Annotated in this window: 17 protein-coding genes; all 17 read left to right on the top strand. The window is 66.6% G+C overall.

The features are described from left to right. Nucleotides 1–768 (top strand): amidohydrolase family protein (locus tag ACQKPE_RS16885; RefSeq protein WP_427667590.1); only part of this gene is annotated, 768 nt, incomplete at its 5' end. 258 nt (nt 769–1026) lie between these two features. Further along, complete coding sequence (locus ACQKPE_RS16880) at nt 1027–4062, top strand: two-component regulator propeller domain-containing protein (RefSeq protein WP_427667588.1); 3036 nt, start codon at nt 1027–1029, stop codon at nt 4060–4062. After that, the gene (locus ACQKPE_RS16875) at nt 4050–4697 is read left to right on the top strand and encodes a response regulator transcription factor (RefSeq protein ID WP_427667586.1); all 648 of its coding nucleotides are present in this window, start codon (nt 4050–4052) and stop codon (nt 4695–4697) included. The genes ACQKPE_RS16880 and ACQKPE_RS16875 overlap by 13 nt, the downstream gene beginning before the upstream one ends. Nucleotides 4698–4832: 135 nt before the next feature. Next, entirely contained in the window at nt 4833–5381 is a 549-nt protein-coding gene (locus tag ACQKPE_RS16870) for a helix-turn-helix transcriptional regulator (RefSeq protein ID WP_427667584.1), read from the top strand. Between the two features lie 275 nt (nt 5382–5656). Next, nucleotides 5657–6487: a phosphonate ABC transporter ATP-binding protein gene (gene phnC, locus ACQKPE_RS16865; protein WP_427667582.1), complete on the top strand. Its 831-nt coding sequence runs from the start codon at nt 5657–5659 to the stop codon at nt 6485–6487. 42 nt (nt 6488–6529) lie between these two features. Further along, nucleotides 6530–7534 carry a phosphonate ABC transporter substrate-binding protein gene (gene phnD, locus ACQKPE_RS16860; protein WP_427667581.1) on the top strand — a complete coding sequence of 335 codons (1005 nt, stop codon included), beginning with the start codon at nt 6530–6532 and terminating at the stop codon, nt 7532–7534. Nucleotides 7535–7582: 48 nt separating this feature from the next. Beyond that, nucleotides 7583–8371, top strand: a complete 789-nt coding sequence (gene phnE, locus ACQKPE_RS16855) for a phosphonate ABC transporter, permease protein PhnE (RefSeq protein WP_375101689.1) — start codon at nt 7583–7585, stop codon at nt 8369–8371. Between the two features lie 39 nt (nt 8372–8410). Next, nucleotides 8411–9115: a phosphonate metabolism transcriptional regulator PhnF gene (gene phnF, locus ACQKPE_RS16850; RefSeq protein WP_427667578.1), complete on the top strand. Its 705-nt coding sequence runs from the start codon at nt 8411–8413 to the stop codon at nt 9113–9115. Nucleotides 9116–9126: 11 nt separating this feature from the next. Next, complete coding sequence (phnG, locus tag ACQKPE_RS16845; RefSeq protein WP_427667577.1) at nt 9127–9582, top strand: phosphonate C-P lyase system protein PhnG; 456 nt, start codon at nt 9127–9129, stop codon at nt 9580–9582. Then, nucleotides 9579–10181: a phosphonate C-P lyase system protein PhnH gene (gene phnH / locus ACQKPE_RS16840; protein WP_427667575.1), complete on the top strand. Its 603-nt coding sequence runs from the start codon at nt 9579–9581 to the stop codon at nt 10179–10181. The genes phnG and phnH overlap by 4 nt, the downstream gene beginning before the upstream one ends. Next, nucleotides 10181–11257, top strand: a complete 1077-nt coding sequence (locus ACQKPE_RS16835; protein WP_427667574.1) for a carbon-phosphorus lyase complex subunit PhnI — start codon at nt 10181–10183, stop codon at nt 11255–11257. Before phnH ends, ACQKPE_RS16835 begins: the two co-directional genes overlap by 1 nt. Then, the gene (locus ACQKPE_RS16830) at nt 11257–12120 is read left to right on the top strand and encodes an alpha-D-ribose 1-methylphosphonate 5-phosphate C-P-lyase PhnJ (protein ID WP_427667572.1); all 864 of its coding nucleotides are present in this window, start codon (nt 11257–11259) and stop codon (nt 12118–12120) included. The genes ACQKPE_RS16835 and ACQKPE_RS16830 overlap by 1 nt, the downstream gene beginning before the upstream one ends. Then, a complete protein-coding gene (phnK, locus tag ACQKPE_RS16825) occupies nt 12117–12935 on the top strand; it encodes a phosphonate C-P lyase system protein PhnK (protein WP_427667570.1) in 819 nt (272 codons plus the stop codon). Before ACQKPE_RS16830 ends, phnK begins: the two co-directional genes overlap by 4 nt. A gap of 20 nt (nt 12936–12955) precedes the next feature. Beyond that, nucleotides 12956–13654 carry a phosphonate C-P lyase system protein PhnL gene (gene phnL, locus ACQKPE_RS16820; protein ID WP_427667568.1) on the top strand — a complete coding sequence of 233 codons (699 nt, stop codon included), beginning with the start codon at nt 12956–12958 and terminating at the stop codon, nt 13652–13654. Then, nucleotides 13651–14796 carry an alpha-D-ribose 1-methylphosphonate 5-triphosphate diphosphatase gene (locus ACQKPE_RS16815; protein ID WP_427667566.1) on the top strand — a complete coding sequence of 382 codons (1146 nt, stop codon included), beginning with the start codon at nt 13651–13653 and terminating at the stop codon, nt 14794–14796. The genes phnL and ACQKPE_RS16815 overlap by 4 nt, the downstream gene beginning before the upstream one ends. Further along, nucleotides 14796–15356: a phosphonate metabolism protein/1,5-bisphosphokinase (PRPP-forming) PhnN gene (gene phnN, locus ACQKPE_RS16810; protein ID WP_427667565.1), complete on the top strand. Its 561-nt coding sequence runs from the start codon at nt 14796–14798 to the stop codon at nt 15354–15356. The genes ACQKPE_RS16815 and phnN overlap by 1 nt, the downstream gene beginning before the upstream one ends. Further along, nucleotides 15347–16096 (top strand): phosphonate metabolism protein PhnP, encoded by a 750-nt coding sequence (phnP, locus tag ACQKPE_RS16805; RefSeq protein WP_427667563.1) that lies wholly within the window; start codon nt 15347–15349, stop codon nt 16094–16096. Before phnN ends, phnP begins: the two co-directional genes overlap by 10 nt. Nucleotides 16097–16215 lie beyond the last annotated feature (119 nt).

Here is a 16215-nt window from a genome sequence, read left to right as displayed (position 1 = left end):
AACCGCGACATCCCGTTCAACGGCTTGCCATGGTTCTTCGACCACGCCGAAACCATCACCCCGCAGAACATCGAGCGGGTGCGCGCCCTGGGCGGCGGCATCGCGATCCAGGACCGCATGGCCTTGCAGGGTGAGTATTTTGTCGAGCGTTATGGCGCCAAGGCCGCCGAGCAGACCCCGCCGATCAAGCGCATGCTCGACATGGGCGTGCCGGTGGGCGCGGGCACCGACGCTACTCGCGTGTCCAGCTACAACCCCTGGACCTCGCTGTACTGGCTGGTCAGCGGCAAGACTGTCGGTGGGCTGGCGCTGTACCCCGAAGGGCTGAGCCGCGACACCGCATTGCAGCTGTTCACCCAGGGCAGCGCCTGGTTCTCCAGCGAGCAGGGCAAGAAAGGCCAGATCAAGGTCGGCCAGTTGGCGGACCTGGCGGCGCTGTCGCTGGACTTCTTCAGCGTCGATGAAGAAGCGATCAAGGGCATCGAGTCGGTGCTGACCATCGTCGACGGCAACGTGGTGTATGGCGCCGCGGAGTTCGACAAGCTCGGCCCGCCGCAGGTGCCAGTGCTGCCGGAGTGGTCGCCGGTGGCCAAGGTGCCGGGGCACTGGCGTGCAGGTGCGCCGTCGCTGGCGGCGGTGGTGCACCAGTGCTCGGGGCCTTGTGGGGTGCATGCGCACAGCCATGAGAAGGCGCGGCATTCGACGGTGCCGGTCAGTGACTACCAAGGGTTCTGGGGGGCGATGGGGTGTTCGTGCTTCGCGTTCTGACCTGAGATGGCAAGAAGGGGCCAGTAACATGGCCCCTTCTGTCGCTCCGCCTGTTCTGGCCCTTTCGCGAGCTTTCTACTGCACTGCTCGGGGCGATAGTCGCTGACTACGCCTACAGATGGGTGCACACTCAACTGAGTTGTTTTTCAGCCTTTTCGCTGCAAATTCAGGATCCAATTAGTGGCAAGTGTGGTCTGCACATACCCAAGCGGTTGTTCGAACGTTGTTTGGCAAAGGACTCGGCGCGGCTATCTCACCATGCTGTGCTGCCTGCTGGCGGCCTGGCTGTTCTGGCTGTGCAATACCGCAGTGGCTGCCCCTTCCGGGCTGGACAAGGTCGAGCACCACCGCTGGACGGTCGCAGGCGACGGCCCCAGCCAGGTCGGCGCCCTGGCCCAGACCCGCGATGGCTACTTGTGGATGGGCACCAACGATTCGCTCTACCGCTTCGACGGGCTGCGCTTTACCCGCTACACACCGCCGGATGGCAGCACGTTGGGCATCATTTCCGTACTGCAGGCCGAAGATGAAGGCCTGTGGGTCGGTCGGCGCATGGGCGGCATCAGCCTGGTGAGCGACCGCGGCCTGACCCACTACCCGGTGGGTGGGGGGCTGCCTGCCGGCGTGGTCTACAGCATTGCCAAGGACCGCAGCGGCGCGGTGTGGGCTGCTGTCACCGATGGTCTGGCACGTTTCGACGGCAAGGCCTGGCAGCGTATCGGTGCCGAGCGAGGTTTCCCCGGCCAGCATGCCAGGGCCATGCTCGTGGCGCGCGACGGCACGGTATGGGCGGCCAATGAAGAACGGCTGTTCTACCTGCCGATCGGCAGTGACAGCTTCGTCGACGCCGGTGTGGCGGTCGGCTGGGTGAACCAGATGACCGAAGGCCCCGACGGGGCCATTTGGCTCACCGAACGCTACGACGGTGACTTGCGCCGCATCCAACTGCGCGATGGCAAGGGCCTGGTGCAAGCATCCCCCAACGACGGCGCCAACGCGCTGCTGTTCGACAGCCGTGGCGGGCTCTGGCTCGGCACCGCTGGCGAGGGTGTGCGCTACCTGGCACCAGCGAAAAGCCATGAGGTGCATGGGTTGCCGGGGGCATTGGCCGGGCAGGCGAGATTTGGCGTGAAGGACGGCCTGAGCAGCAACTACGTCATCCGTTTTCTCGAAGATGCCGATGGCAATGTCTGGGTCGGCTCCAGCAGCGGGCTCGACCGCTTCCAGCCACGTGTAGTGGTGCCGGCAGGGTTGCCGCCCGGCGTGCGCAACCTCGCCCTGGCCGCTGACAAGGACGGCGCGCTGTGGATCGGCTCGAGCAACCGGCAGGTGTTGCGCCAGGACCTCAGCAGCCTGGCCAGCGTGGAGGTTCCGGCACCGATCAGCAGCGTCTTCACCGATGCCCTGGGGAGCGTCTGGATGGCCGGCAACAACGGCATCTGGCGCGCGCGGGGCGAGCAGGTCGAGCGGGTAGCGTCGCTGCCGACCCCAGGCCTGCCGGACTCGGCGGTGCGCGCCATGACCCGCGACCCGGCCGGCAACCTGTGGTTGTCGCTCAACCGCAGGGGGCTGTTCGTTTTGCGCGATGGGCAATGGTCCAAGCAAGCCCCGCCTAGCGACGACCCCACGCAGGTGATGCCGGTGACCGCCAGCACCGACCGTAACGGCCGGTTGTGGTTCGGCTACCGCAACAACCTGATCGTCACCCGTGATGAACAGGGCGAACGGCACTGGGGAGAAGGCGATGGCCTGCAAGTCGGCCACGTGACTGCCATGCAGCATGCGCAAGACGTCACCTGGGTGGGTGGCCAGCGTGGCCTGGCGTTTTTCCGCGACAACCGTTTCCAGCACCTGCAATTGCCGGACAACGGCCTGTTCGAGAACGTCTACGCGATCGTCACCGCGCCCAGCCAGCAGCAGGCCGGCGGCTATGACCTGTGGCTGCAAAGCAAGGCCGGCATCTTCCAGCTGACCGCCCAGGAGTTGCAGCGCGCGTTTGGCGACCCGAACTACCCGGTTCGCTATCACAGCTTCGAAACAGTCGGTGGCCTGGCCAACGACCCGCACCAGGTCCTGGCGTTACCGACCGGGGTGCGCTGCGCCGAGGGCCGCCTGTGGTTCAGCACCAGCAACGGCCTGGTGTGGATCGACCCCAAGGGGCACCTGTACAGCAAGCCCGTGCCCCAGGTGCGGATCGAGTCGTTTAACGTGGACGGCAGTGAGCTGACGCCCAAGCAGAGGACCGGGCTGCCGGCACAAACCCGACGCATCGAGATCAGCTATTCCGCGCCTAGCCTGTCCGGCCAGCAGAGCCTGCACTTTCGTTACCAGCTCGAAGGGGTCGACGCGCAGTGGCAGGAGGTGGGCGCGGAGCGCTCGGCTATCTACACCGAACTTGGGCCTGGCAGCTATCGGTTCCGGGTGGTCGCGGTGAACCAGGATGGCGTGCAGAGTGACGCAGAGACGGTGCTGGCTTTCAGCATTCGCCCCGTGTTCTACCGCACGCCATGGTTCCTGGTGCTGTGCGCGCTGGCCTCGGCGAGCCTGTTGTGGGGCTTGCACCGGCTGCGTATGCAGCGCGCGGCGGCCCAGTTGCTGGCTCGCCTGGAAGGTCGGCACATGGAGCGCGAACGGATTGCCCGTGAACTGCACGACACCTTGTTGCAAGGCGTGCAGGGCCTGCTGCTGAGCTTCCAGGCCTCCGCCGGGCAGATGCCCCCCAGCCACCCGGAGCGATTGCGCATGGAACGTGCGCTCGACCGCGCCGAGCAGGTGCTGGTGGAGGCGCGCGACATGGTCAACGACCTGCGTGACCTGAGCGAGCCCGCAGTCAACCTTGGCGATGCACTCGCCGCCGTCACCAGCGAACTGCACCTGCCGGGGGCTGCGCGCTTCAGCGTGACCCGCGAAGGCTTGCTGCGCGAGTTGCACCCCATCGTGTGCGAGGAAAGCTACCGCATCGGGCGTGAGGCGATCATGAATGCGTTTCGCCATGCCAACGCGCGGCACATCGAGCTGCGCCTCGATTATGGCCGCCAGCAGTTCCGGCTCAGCGTGGTCGACGATGGCGACGGCATCGATCCGCTGTACCTGCCCCCCAACATACGCCCGAGGCACTGGGGACTGCACGGCATGCAGGAGCGGGCCGGCAAGATTGGTGCGAAGCTGTGCATTCAACGCAGTACCGACCGGGGTACCGAAGTGCACCTGTCGATACCGGCCCTGATGGCCTATCGTCGCTTCCCGCGTCGGCTGGGCCTGTGGCTGAGGGCGTTGAATAAATGGAGGAGGTGAGCGTGGAGTCGGAAAAGAACGTGATTCGTGTGATGGTGGCCGATGACCACCCCTTGCTGCGCGAGGGCATCGCCGCCGTGCTCGAGTCACAACCGGACATCGAGCTGGTCGCCCAGGCCACCAATGGCTGCGAGGCGGTCCAGCTGTTTCGCATGCTCAGGCCCGATGTCACCCTGATGGACCTGCAAATGCCGCTGCTCGATGGCATCCAGGCGATCCAGGCCATCCGCAGCGACTTCCCCGAGGCGCGCATCGCCATTCTCACCACCTACCGCGGTGATGTCAGGGCCATGCAAGCGATCCAGGCGGGCGCGTTCGGCTACCTGCTCAAGAGCAGCTTGCGCAAGGAGTTGCTCGAAGCGATCCGCGCGATTGCGGCGGGCAAGCGGCATGTGCCCATGGAGATCGCCAGCGAGCTACTGGGGCAACTGGGCCAGGAGTCGCTGACCCCCCGCGAGATCCAGGTGTTGCAGTGCGTGGCCATGGGCAGGCCGAACAAGCAGATTGCCCAGGAGCTGGCGATTTCCGAGGACACCATCAAGGGTCACCTGCGCAGCATCATGGACAAGCTGGGGGCCAACAACCGCACCCATGCGGTGACCCTGGCCATCCAGCGCGGCATCATCGTCGTCTGACACCCCACTTTTGAGGGGGGTAATACTCCCCCCTTTGTTGCTTATGCCTGGCTGCCTTGGGCCCTAAGATTTGTAGGTGCGTGTTGCCACAAGCGACGCCACGCAAAACACAAGAGCCCGAAGTGGAGCATAACCATGCGTGCCAACTTGCATGCCGATACCTCGACCCACGAGGAACGCGGCCAAGTGCCTTGTAGTGCCGATGTTCCCGCTTTCGACAACGTCATGGCGTTGTTGCGCGAGGCCCAGCAGTCCCTGCAGGCGGACCCCGCGCTGGCCTGCGAATACGTGGGCCGCGCGCTGGCGTTGTTGCAGCAGGACGAGCACTCCACCAAGACCAGCCCAGGCTGCCTGCTCCGGTGGCAGGCCGACCGGGTCGCGGACTACATCAGTGCGCACCTCGATACGCCTATCCGTACTGCACAGCTCGCGGCACTGGTGGGCTTGAGCACCAGTCACTTCTCGCATTGCTTCAAGAACACCTTCGGCTCCACACCGCTGCTCTACATTGCCCGCTGCCGCATCGCCTCGGCCCGGCAGATCATGCTCACCACCGACACCTCGCTCACCGACATCGCACTGAGCCATGGCTTTTGCGACCAGTCGCATTTCATTCGCGCCTTCCGCCGACAGTTGGGCGTGACCCCGCAGGCGTGGCGGCGGTTGCGTGAAGCGGAGCACTGATAGCGGTATTTCAAAAAAAAAACCGACGAACGGTAGTTTTCCTCTGGTGTCTAGACAACCCGCCCGGTTGTCTAGCCGCCATCCCCCCACCCAGACCCCATCCCCCGCAGTTGTCCACCTGCACCTCTTCCCGCTGACATCGAACCGTCATCCCACTGTCAGCCTGCGGTAACCCTCACTTCACCGAACTGCCACACATCGCGCCTAGGTTCATGTGCAAACGAACCCGGCCTATGGCTGGCCGGCCTGTTCACCTGACAAGACAGAGACCGCCCATGAACGCAGCCATCCAGATCGACCATCTGAACAAGTCCTTCGCCCACAAGCCCGCGTTGCTGGATGTGTCGTTGTCGATCCAACCCGGCGAAATGGTCGCCCTGATCGGCGCCTCCGGTTCCGGCAAGTCCACCTTGCTGCGCCACCTGGCGGGCCTGGCCAGCTGCGACAAGCACAATGGCGGCAGTATCCAGGTGCTGGGCCGCGACGTGCAGTGCGATGGCCGCATGAGCCGCACCCTGCGCCGCCAGCGCGCCGACATCGGCTACATCTTCCAGCAGTTCAACCTGGTGGCGCGCCTGAGCGTGCTGCACAACGTGCTGCTCGGTGGCCTGGGCCGCATGCCGCGCTGGCGCGGCACCCTGGGCCTGTTCAATGCCGAAGAGAAACAGCGTGCCATGCAGGCCCTGGAGCGTGTCGGCCTGGCCGATCGTGCCCAGCAACGCGCCTCGACCTTGTCTGGCGGCCAGCAGCAGCGTGTGGCCATCGCCCGCGCCCTGACCCAGCGCGCCGAAGTAATCCTGGCCGATGAGCCCATCGCCTCCCTCGACCCCGAGTCGGCGCGCAAGGTCATGGAGATTCTCGCCGACATCAACCGCCGCGACGGCAAGACCGTGGTGGTGACCCTGCATCAGGTGGATTACGCCGTGCGCTATTGCCCGCGCAGTGTCGCGCTGAAGGCCGGGCGCATTCATTTCGACGGCGCCGCCACGCACCTGAAACCCGATTTCCTCAACGACCTGTATGGCGCCGACGAAGGCGCCAGCCTGATGTTCGGCGGCCATGCCGCGCAGCACCGCGCCGCGCCGCTGACCCTGGCCCGCGCCTGACCCAACGCTTTCCCACGCCCCCCACGCATTCAGGAGCTCATCATGTTCAACCGTTTCGGTCGCGCCTGCGCCACCGCCGCGTTGCTGGCCAGCAGCCTGCTGGGCAACGCCCAGGCGGACGACGCCACGCTCAACTTCGGCATCATGTCCACCGAGTCGTCGCAGAACCTCAAGAGCATCTGGCAGCCGTTCCTCGACGACATGGCCAAGAAGACTGGCCTGAAGGTCAACGCCACCTTCGCTTCCGACTACGCAGGCCTGATCCAGGGCATGCGCTTCGACAAGGTCGACGTGGCCTGGCTGGGCAACAAGGCGGCCATGGAAGCGGTGGACCGCGCGGGCGGCGAGATCTTCGCCCAGACCGTCGCCGCCAACGGCGCGCCGGGCTACTGGAGCGTGCTGATCGCACGCAAGGACAGCCCGGTGGATTCGGTCGACTACCTGCTCAAGCATGCCAAGCAGCTCACCTTCGGCAATGGCGACCCGAACTCCACCTCCGGCTACCTGGTGCCCGGCTACTACGTGTTCGCCCAGAACAACGTCGACCCCAGCAAGATCTTCAAGCGCACTTTGAATTCCAGCCACGAGGTCAACGCCTTGAGCGTTGCCAAGGGCCAGGTGGATGTTGCCACTTTCAACACCGAGAGCTGGGACCGCCTGGCCGTCACACAGCCGGACAAGGCCGCACAGTTGAAGGTGATCTGGAAGTCGCCGCTGATCCCGTCCGACCCGATGGTGTGGCGCAAGGGCATGAGCGACGCGACCAAGGCCAAGGTGCGTGAGTTCTTCGCCAGCTACGGCGATAGCGCCGAAGAAAAGGCCGTGCTCACCAACATGCAGATGGGCAAGTTCCGCGACTCCAACGACGACCAGTTGCTGACCATCCGTCAGCTCGACCTCTACAAGCAGCGCAACGAAGTGCTGGCCAGCACTGGCTTGTCCGCAGAGGAGAAAGCCAAGCGCCTCAAGGAACTCGACGACGGCCTGGCCAAGCTGCAACAGCGCATTTCCGAACTGGACCAGAAAGCCACCGCCCGCGCCGGCTGACCCACGGGGCGCGGCCTACCGCCGCGCCCTCTCACAGAGGACGACCCGATGAACACATCCGCGATCGCCACCCCGACCGCCGAGCGGCGTGGCTGGTCCACCTACCTGGGCTGGGGGCTGTTCGCCGCCGTGATGGCCTGGGCCTGGAACGGCGCCGAAATGAACCCCCAGGCGCTGCTGCGCGACAGCGGCAACATGGCCACCTTCGCCGCTGACTTCTTCCCACCCGATTTCACCGAGTGGCGCAGCTACCTCAAGGAAATGCTGGTGACCGTGCACATCGCCCTGTGGGGCACGCTGCTGGCCATCGTCTGCGCCATTCCGCTGGGCATTTTGTGCGCCGACAACATCACCCCCTGGTGGGTGCACCAGCCGCTGCGCCGCTGCATGGACGCCTGCCGCTCGATCAACGAAATGGTGTTCGCCATGTTGTTCGTGGTGGCCGTGGGCCTGGGCCCGTTCGCCGGCGTGCTGGCACTGTGGATCAGCACCACCGGGGTGCTGGCCAAGCTGTTCGCCGAAGCGGTGGAAGCGATTGACCCAGGCCCGGTCGAAGGCGTGCGCGCCACCGGTGCCAGCGCTGTGCAGGAAGTGGTGTTCGGGGTGATTCCGCAGGTGTTGCCACTGTGGATTTCCTACGCGCTGTACCGCTTCGAGTCGAACGTTCGCTCGGCCACTGTGGTCGGCATGGTCGGGGCAGGGGGTATCGGCGTGTTGCTGTGGGAAAACATCCGCGCCTTCCAGTTCACCCAGACCTGTTCGGTCCTGCTGGTGATCATTCTGGTGGTCAGCCTGATCGACGTGGCTTCCCAGCGCCTGCGCAAGCAGTTCATCTGATACGAACGACAGGAGAGGGCATTGGCCCTTTTTTAAACGATGGAAATGTCTAGACAAGCCGAGCCGATCTACCTGGAACTGGCCGCCACCCTGCGCCGGGAGCTGGCCGACTACCGCGCCGGCGACTTCCTGCCCGCCGAGGTGCAGCTGGCGGCGCGCTTCAAGGTCAACCGCCACACCCTGCGCCGCGCGGTGGACGAGCTGGTGCAGGAAGGCTGCCTGCTGCGCCGCCAGGGCAAGGGCACCCAAGTGCTGTCGCGCCCGCTGGTGTACCCGGTGGCTGCCGAAAGCGCCTACAGCCAGTCGCTGTCGGCCCAGGGCCTGGGCGTGCAGGCGCAGCTGCTGCAACGCAGGCCGTGCCGCGCCAGCCTCGAAGAGGCCGGCCACCTGGGCCTGGCCGAGCAGTCGGCATTGATCGAACTGCACACCCTGCGCCACCTCGACGACCAGCCCGTCAGCCTGATCCGCCACCGCTATTGCGCCAGCCGCGCGGCATTTCTCGCCGACTACCAGGGCGGTTCGGTGCGCGCCTACTTCGCCGAGCGCCAGCTGCCGCTGTCGCGGGCCTTCAGCGTGATCGGCGCGCGTCTGCCCAGCCGCGACGAGGCCGCCGAACTGCTGATGCCCCGGCACATGCCGGTGCTCAGCGTGCTCACCCTTTCCCGCGACGCGAGCGGCCAACCGGTGGAGATCGCCTACTCCATCAGCCGCTCCGACCGCTTCCAGTACCAGGTCACGACCTGAGGGAGACACCCATGACCGCAACCCAACCCCAGCAGGCAGCCCGCCAGCACTGGATCGGCGTGCTTGGCCGCGCCCAGCCCGACGAACTTGGCCGCCATGAAGCCGCCTTGCGCGATGCCGAGTACCAACTGATTCGCGCCCCGGAAATCGGCATGGCCCTGGTACGTGGCCGCATGGGCGCCAGCGGTGCGCCATTCAACCTCGGCGAGATGACCATCACCCGCTGCGTGGTGCGCCTGGCCGATGGCCGCACTGGCTACAGCTACCTGGCCGGGCGCGACAAGCGCAGTGCCGAACTGGCCGCGCTGGCCGACGCCCACCTGCAAGGCCCCCGCCAGGCCCATTGGCAGGCGCTGCTGATCGACCCGCTGGCCCAGGCCCAGGCCGAACGCCGCGCGCAACGTGAAGCCGAAACCGCCGCCACCCGGGTGGAGTTCTTCACCCTGGTTCGAGGAGAAAACCCATGAGCAGTGCCCTGTTGCAACCGGCCTTCGCCGACCCGGTGCTGGATGCCCAGCGCAGTTTCCGCGTGGCGCTCAAGGCCTTGGCCAACCCCGGCCAGCCCCAGGCATTGGCCAGTGCCTACCTGCCTGCACCCTTGAGCGGCCTGCACCCGGCTACCTACGCCCTGTGCCTGGCCTTGCTCGACGGCGACACGCCGCTGTGGCTGGCGCCGGCCTTCGACACCCCGGCCATTCGCGCCAACCTGGGCTTTCACTGCGGTTGCCCGATCGTCGCCGAGCGCAGCCAGGCACGTTTCGCCCTGCTCAACGCCAGCGGCCTGGACGACCTGAACGGCTTCGACAGCGGCAGCGATCGTTATCCGGACCAGTCCTGCACCTTGCTGGTCCAACTGCCCGCCCTGGACGGTGGCGCCCTGACCCAATGGCAAGGTCCCGGCATCCGCGAGCAGCAACCGGTAGCCCTGCCAGTCGCCACCGAGTTCTGGCGCGAACGTGCCGCCCGACAAGCCTTCCCACGCGGCCTCGACCTGCTGTTCATCGCAGGCGAGCAACTGCTCGGCCTGCCCCGCAGCACCCGCATCGACCCACAGGAGCGTGCCTGATGTACGTAGCCGTGAAAGGTGGCGAACAGGCCATCGACAATGCCCACCGCCTGCTGGCCAAGCAGCGCCGGGGCGACACCGCCATCGCCGAGCTGGACGTAGAACAAGTACGCCAGCAACTGCCCCTGGCGGTCGCCCGGGTGATGACCGAAGGCTCGCTGTACGACCCGCAGCTCGCCGCCTTGGCGATCAAGCAGTCCGCCGGAGACCTGGTGGAAGCGATCTTCCTGCTGCGCGCCTACCGCACCACGCTGCCACGCTTCGGCGCCAGCCTGCCCATCGACACCGCGCAGATGCACTTGGCCCGCCGCATTTCCGCGACCTTCAAGGACCTGCCCGGCGGCCAGCGCCTCGGCCCGACCTTCGACTACACCCATCGCCTGCTGGATTTCACCCTGCTGGCCGAAGGCGAGTTCCCCGGCCCCGACACCCGCGAGGCGAAAGCCGTCGAGGCCTGCCCGCACGTGCTCGACCTGCTGGCGCGCGAAGGCCTGATCAAGGAAGAAGCCGACCTCGGCACCCCGGTGCCGGACATCACCCGTGAGCCGCTGGAGTACCCGGCCAACCGCGCCGAGCGCCTGCAAGCGTTGGCGCGTGGTGACGAGGGCTTCCTGCTGGCGCTGGGCTACTCCACCCAGCGCGGCTATGGCCGCAACCACCCGTTCGCCGGCGAGATTCGCATTGGTGAAGTAGAGGTGTGGCTGGAGCCTGAAGAGCTCGGCTTCCCCATCGCCATTGGCGAAATCGAAGTGACCGAGTGCGAGATGGTCAACCAGTTCGTCGGCTCCGCCAGCGAGCCCGCGCAGTTCACCCGCGGCTATGGCCTGGCCTTCGGGCACGCCGAGCGCAAGGCCATGGCCATGGCCCTGGTGGACCGCTCGCTGCGCGCCGAAGAGTACGCCGAGGAAGTGGTGTCGCCTGCCCAGCAGGAAGAATTCGTGCTGGCCCACTGCGACAACGTCGAGGCCGCGGGCTTCGTCTCGCACCTGAAACTGCCGCACTACGTCGACTTCCAGGCCGAGCTTGAGCTGGTGCGCAAGCTGCGCGCGCCGCACACCGCGCAGGAGAACCGCTGATGAACGCCATGACCACGCCTGAACAGGCCTACAACTTCGCCTACCTCGACGAGCAGACCAAGCGCATGATTCGCCGCGCGCTGCTCAAGGCGGTGGCCATTCCCGGCTACCAGGCGCCCTTTGGCGGTCGCGAGATGCCGCTGCCTTATGGCTGGGGCACCGGCGGCATGCAACTGACCGCTGCGATTCTTGGCGCCGACGACACCCTCAAGGTGATCGACCAGGGCGCCGATGACACCACCAACGCCGTGTCGATCCGCCGCTTCTTCGCTCGCACCGCAGGCGTCGCCACCACCGAGCGCACCCCCGAGGCGAGCATCATCCAGACCCGCCACCGCATTCCGGAAACGCCGCTGCACGAAGACCAGATCCTGGTGTTCCAGGTGCCGATCCCCGAGCCGCTGCGCTTCATCGAACCGTCCGAAAGCGAGACCCGCACCATGCACGCGCTGGGCGACTACGGCGTGATGCACGTGAAGCTGTACGAAGACATCGCCACCTTCGGCCATATCGCCACCGCCTACGCCTACCCGGTGACCGTGGATGAGCGCTACGTGATGGACCCCTCGCCGATTCCCAAATTCGACAACCCCAAGCTGCACATGAGCCCGGCGCTGATGCTGTTCGGTGCCGGCCGCGAGAAACGCCTGTACGCCGTGCCGCCCTACACCCAGGTGGTTAGCCTGGACTTCGAAGACCACCCGTTCGAGGCGCAGCGCTGGAGCCACGCCTGCGCTATCTGCGGCAGCCGCGAGTCGTTCCTCGACGAGTTGATCGTCGACGACGCCGGCACCCAGCGCTTCGTCTGCTCTGACACCGACTACTGCGCCCAGCGCGCGAACCCGCAGGGGGAACAGCCATGATTGGCGCACCGGCGCTTGCCGCCATCCAAACCACTACCGCCCGCCACCTGCCACTGCTGGAAGTGGATGGCCTGGGCAAGCTCTACGGCCCGGAGAAGGGCTGCCAGGACGTGAGCTTCAAGCTGTACCCCGGCGAAGTGCTGGGCATCGTCGGCGAGTCGGGTTCGGGCAAGTCCACCTTGCTGTCGCTGCTCAGCGGCCGCTGCCCGCCAGATGCCGGCAGCGTGCGTTATCGCAGCCGCGACGACCACTGGCTGGACCTGTACCAGGCCAGCGAAGCCGAGCGCCGCACCTTGCTACGCACCGAGTGGGGCTTCGTCGAGCAGAACCCGCGTGATGGCCTGCGCATGGCCGTGTCGGCCGGCGCCAACATCGGCGAGCGCCTGATGGCCCAGGGCGCGCGGCACTACCAGCAACTGCGCCAGGCGGGCCTGGACTGGCTGCAACAGGTGGAGATCGACCCGGCGCGTATCGACGACCTGCCGCGCACCTTCTCCGGCGGCATGCAGCAGCGTCTGCAGATCGCCCGCAACCTGGTGTCGTCGCCGCGCCTGGTGTTCATGGACGAACCCACCGGCGGGCTGGACGTGTCGGTGCAGGCGCGCCTGCTCGACCTGATGCGCGGCCTGGTGCGTGAGCTGGATCTTGCCGTGGTGATCGTCACCCACGACCTGGCCGTGGCGCGCCTGCTGGCCGACCGGCTGATGGTGATGCGCCGCTCGCGGGTAGTGGAGAGCGGGCTGACCGACCAGGTGCTGGACGACCCCCAGCACCCGTATTCGCAACTACTGGTGTCTTCGGTATTGCAACCATGATTGGCGACGGAGCCGAGCGCATGAACACATCCATCGAGGTCACCGGCCTGTCCAAGACCTTCACCCTGCACCAGCACCACGGCCTGGTGCTCAACGTGCTGAGCGCGCTGTCGTTCAGCGTGAACGCCGGCGAATGCCTGGTGCTGAATGGCCCCTCGGGCGCGGGCAAGAGCACCTTGCTACGCACCCTCTACGGCAACTACCTGGCCGCTGGCGGGAGCATCCGCGTGCGCCACGACGGCAGCTGGCTGGAGCTGGTGGGCGCAGAGCCCCGCGAGGTGCTGGGCGTGCGCCAGCGCACTCTGGGTTACGTGAGCCAGTTCCTGCGGGTGATCCCTCGCGTCGCCACCCTCGACGTGGTGATGGAGCCCGCCCTGGCCCGCGGCTGGAGTAAGCCCCAGGCCCAGGCCCGCGCCGAGGCCCTGCTGAGCCGCCTGAACATTCCCGAACGCCTCTGGCAGTTGGCCCCCGGCACCTTCTCCGGCGGCGAGCAGCAGCGCGTCAACATCGCCTGCGGCTTCATGGTCGAATGGCCCGTGCTGCTGCTCGACGAACCCACCGCCTCGCTGGACGAGCGCAACCGCCAGGTGGTGCTGGCGCTGATCGACGAAGCCAAGGCCGCCGGCAGCGCGGTGATCGGCATTTTCCACGACCGCCAGGCCTGCGAGGCAGTGGCCGACCGTTGGCTGGACATGAGTGAACAGGAGCTTTCGGCATGAACGAGACCATTCTGAGCAACGCCCGAATCGTGACCGCCGACGGCGAATTCCACGGCAGCGTGCTGCTGCGCGACGGCCTGATCGCGGCGCTCGACCCCGGCAACAGCCAACTGCCCCAGGCCCTGGACCTCGAAGGCGACTACCTGCTGCCGGGCCTGGTGGAACTGCACACCGATAACCTGGAAAAGTACCTCGGCCCACGCCCCGGCGTGGACTGGCCCTCGGCCCCGGCGGTACTGGCCCATGATGCGCAGATCATCGCCGCCGGTATCACCACGGTGTTCGATGCGTTGTCGATCGGCGACGTGAACCCCAAGGGCAAGCGCATGCAGCAACTGCCTGCCATGGTCGCGGCCATCGCAGCTGCCAGCGGCGCCGGGCAGACCCGCGCCGAGCACCGCCTGCACCTGCGCTGCGAGGTGTGCCACCCCGACACCCTGGCGGTGTTCCGCGACCTGGTCGGCCACCCGCTGGTGCAGCTTGTGTCCACCATGGACCACTCGCCCGGCCAGCGCCAGTTCGCCCTGGAAGCCAAGTACCGTGAGTACTACATGGGCAAGTACCACTTGAGCGACGAGCAAATGGACGCCTTCGTGGTCGAGCAGGTAGCCAACTCGCGCACCTACAGCGACCGCTACCGCAAGGCCATCGTCGATGACTGCCTGGCCCGCGGCCTGTCGGTGGCAAGCCACGACGACGCCACCGTCGAGCACGTGCAAGAGTCGGCGGCATTCGGCATGAGCATCGCCGAGTTCCCCACCACCGTGGAGGCTGCGCGCAGTTGCCAGCGCCTCGGCATGAAGGTGCTGATGGGCGCGCCGAACATCGTGCGCGGCGGCTCGCACTCGGGTAACGTGGCCGCCGCCGAGCTGGCGCGCCTGGGCTTGCTGGATATTCTTTCCAGTGACTACTACCCGGCCAGCCTGCTGCACGCAGCGTTCATCCTCGGCAATGACGAGGCCAGCGGCGTCAGCCTGGCCCAGGCGGTGCAGATGGTCAGCGGCGCCCCGGCGCGGGCGGCGGGGCTCGACGACCGCGGCGATATTCGCGTCGGCCTGCGTGCTGACCTGCTGCAAGTACGCCACGACCCGCAAACCCCACTGGTGCGCCAGGTATGGCGCGAGGCAAGGAGAGTGTTCTGATGACTGGCCGCCTGATCTACCTGGTCGGGCCCTCGGGCTCGGGCAAGGACAGCCTGCTCGACGCCGCCCGCGAGGCCCTGACCGCGCGCGGTTGCTGCATCGCCCGGCGGGTGATCACCCGCTCCGCCGAGGCCATGGGCGAAGCGGCGCTGGCGGTGAGCGCGGCGCAGTTCGAGCAGATGCGCGGCGACGGCGCCTTCGCCCTGCACTGGCAGGCCAATGGGCTGTACTACGGCATTCCCCAGGAAATCGACACCTGGCTGGCGCAAGGGCACGACGTGTTGGTGAACGGTTCGCGCGGCTACCTGGCCCAGGCCCAGCAGCGCTACCCCGACATGCAGGTGGTGCTGCTGACGGTGGCAGAGGACGTGCTGCGCCAGCGCCTGTTGGCCCGCGGTCGCGAGTTGCCGGTGGAAGTGGAGGCGCGCCTGGCGCGTAACGCCCGCTTCGCCAGCGATGTGTTCGCCCTCGATGCTTCGGTGCTGGTGCTGGACAACTCCGGCCCCTTGGCCGACACCGTCGCGCGCTTGCTGGCGCACCTGGAGCAGGTATGCGCCTGACCCTGCTCGGCACCGGCGATGCCCGTCAGGTGCCGGTGTACGGCTGCACCTGCCGCGCCTGCGAGCGCGCTCGGCAGGCCGCACAGCATCGGCGTCTGCCGTGCAGTGGGTTGGTCGAGTGCGCGGGTCAACGCTGGTTGCTCGACAGCGGTCTGCCCGATCTGACCGAGCGTTTCCCGCCACGCAGTTTCGACGGCATTCTGCAAACCCACTACCACGCCGACCACGCCCAGGGCCTGCTGCATTTGCGCTGGGGGCAGGGCTTGGTGGTGCCGGTGCATGGGCCGGCAGACCCCGAAGGCCTGGCCGACTTGTACAAGCACCCAGGCATCCTGGATTTCAGCCAGCCGTTCGCCGCGTTCGAGCGTCGATTGTTGGGTGAGTTGGCGGTAACGGCCCTGCCGCTGGTGCATTCCAAGCCGACGTTCGGGTATTTGCTGGAGGGGGAGGGCAGGCGTATCGCCTACCTCACGGATACCGTGGGGCTGCCGGAAGAGACCTACGCGCACCTTGAGGGAAACGCGCTGGATGCGCTGGTGCTGGATTGCTCGATGCCGCCGCAGCCGGTGGCGCCGCGTAACCACAACGACCTCACATTGGCGTTGGGCATCATCGAGCGCCTGGCCCCGAAGCATGCGTTGCTGACCCATGTGGGGCATACGCTGGATGCGTGGTTGATGGAGCATGCGCACAGCCTGCCGAGCAGCGTGCATGTGGCGTTCGATGGGATGGTGGTGTAGCGCTCTAGGCCATTCATTGCGGTGATTTCTTCGCGGGCAAGCCCGCTCCTACAGGTAAAGCGCCGTTTTTCAGGGCAGCGCAGTACCTGTAGGAGCGGGCTTGCCCGCGAACACCGGCG

The organism is Pseudomonas sp. NPDC089554 (genome assembly GCF_050280645.1).
Lineage (GTDB): Bacteria > Pseudomonadota > Gammaproteobacteria > Pseudomonadales > Pseudomonadaceae > Aquipseudomonas.
Note: the sequence above shows the minus strand (reverse complement) of the source record. Positions and strands in the feature narration are given on the sequence as shown.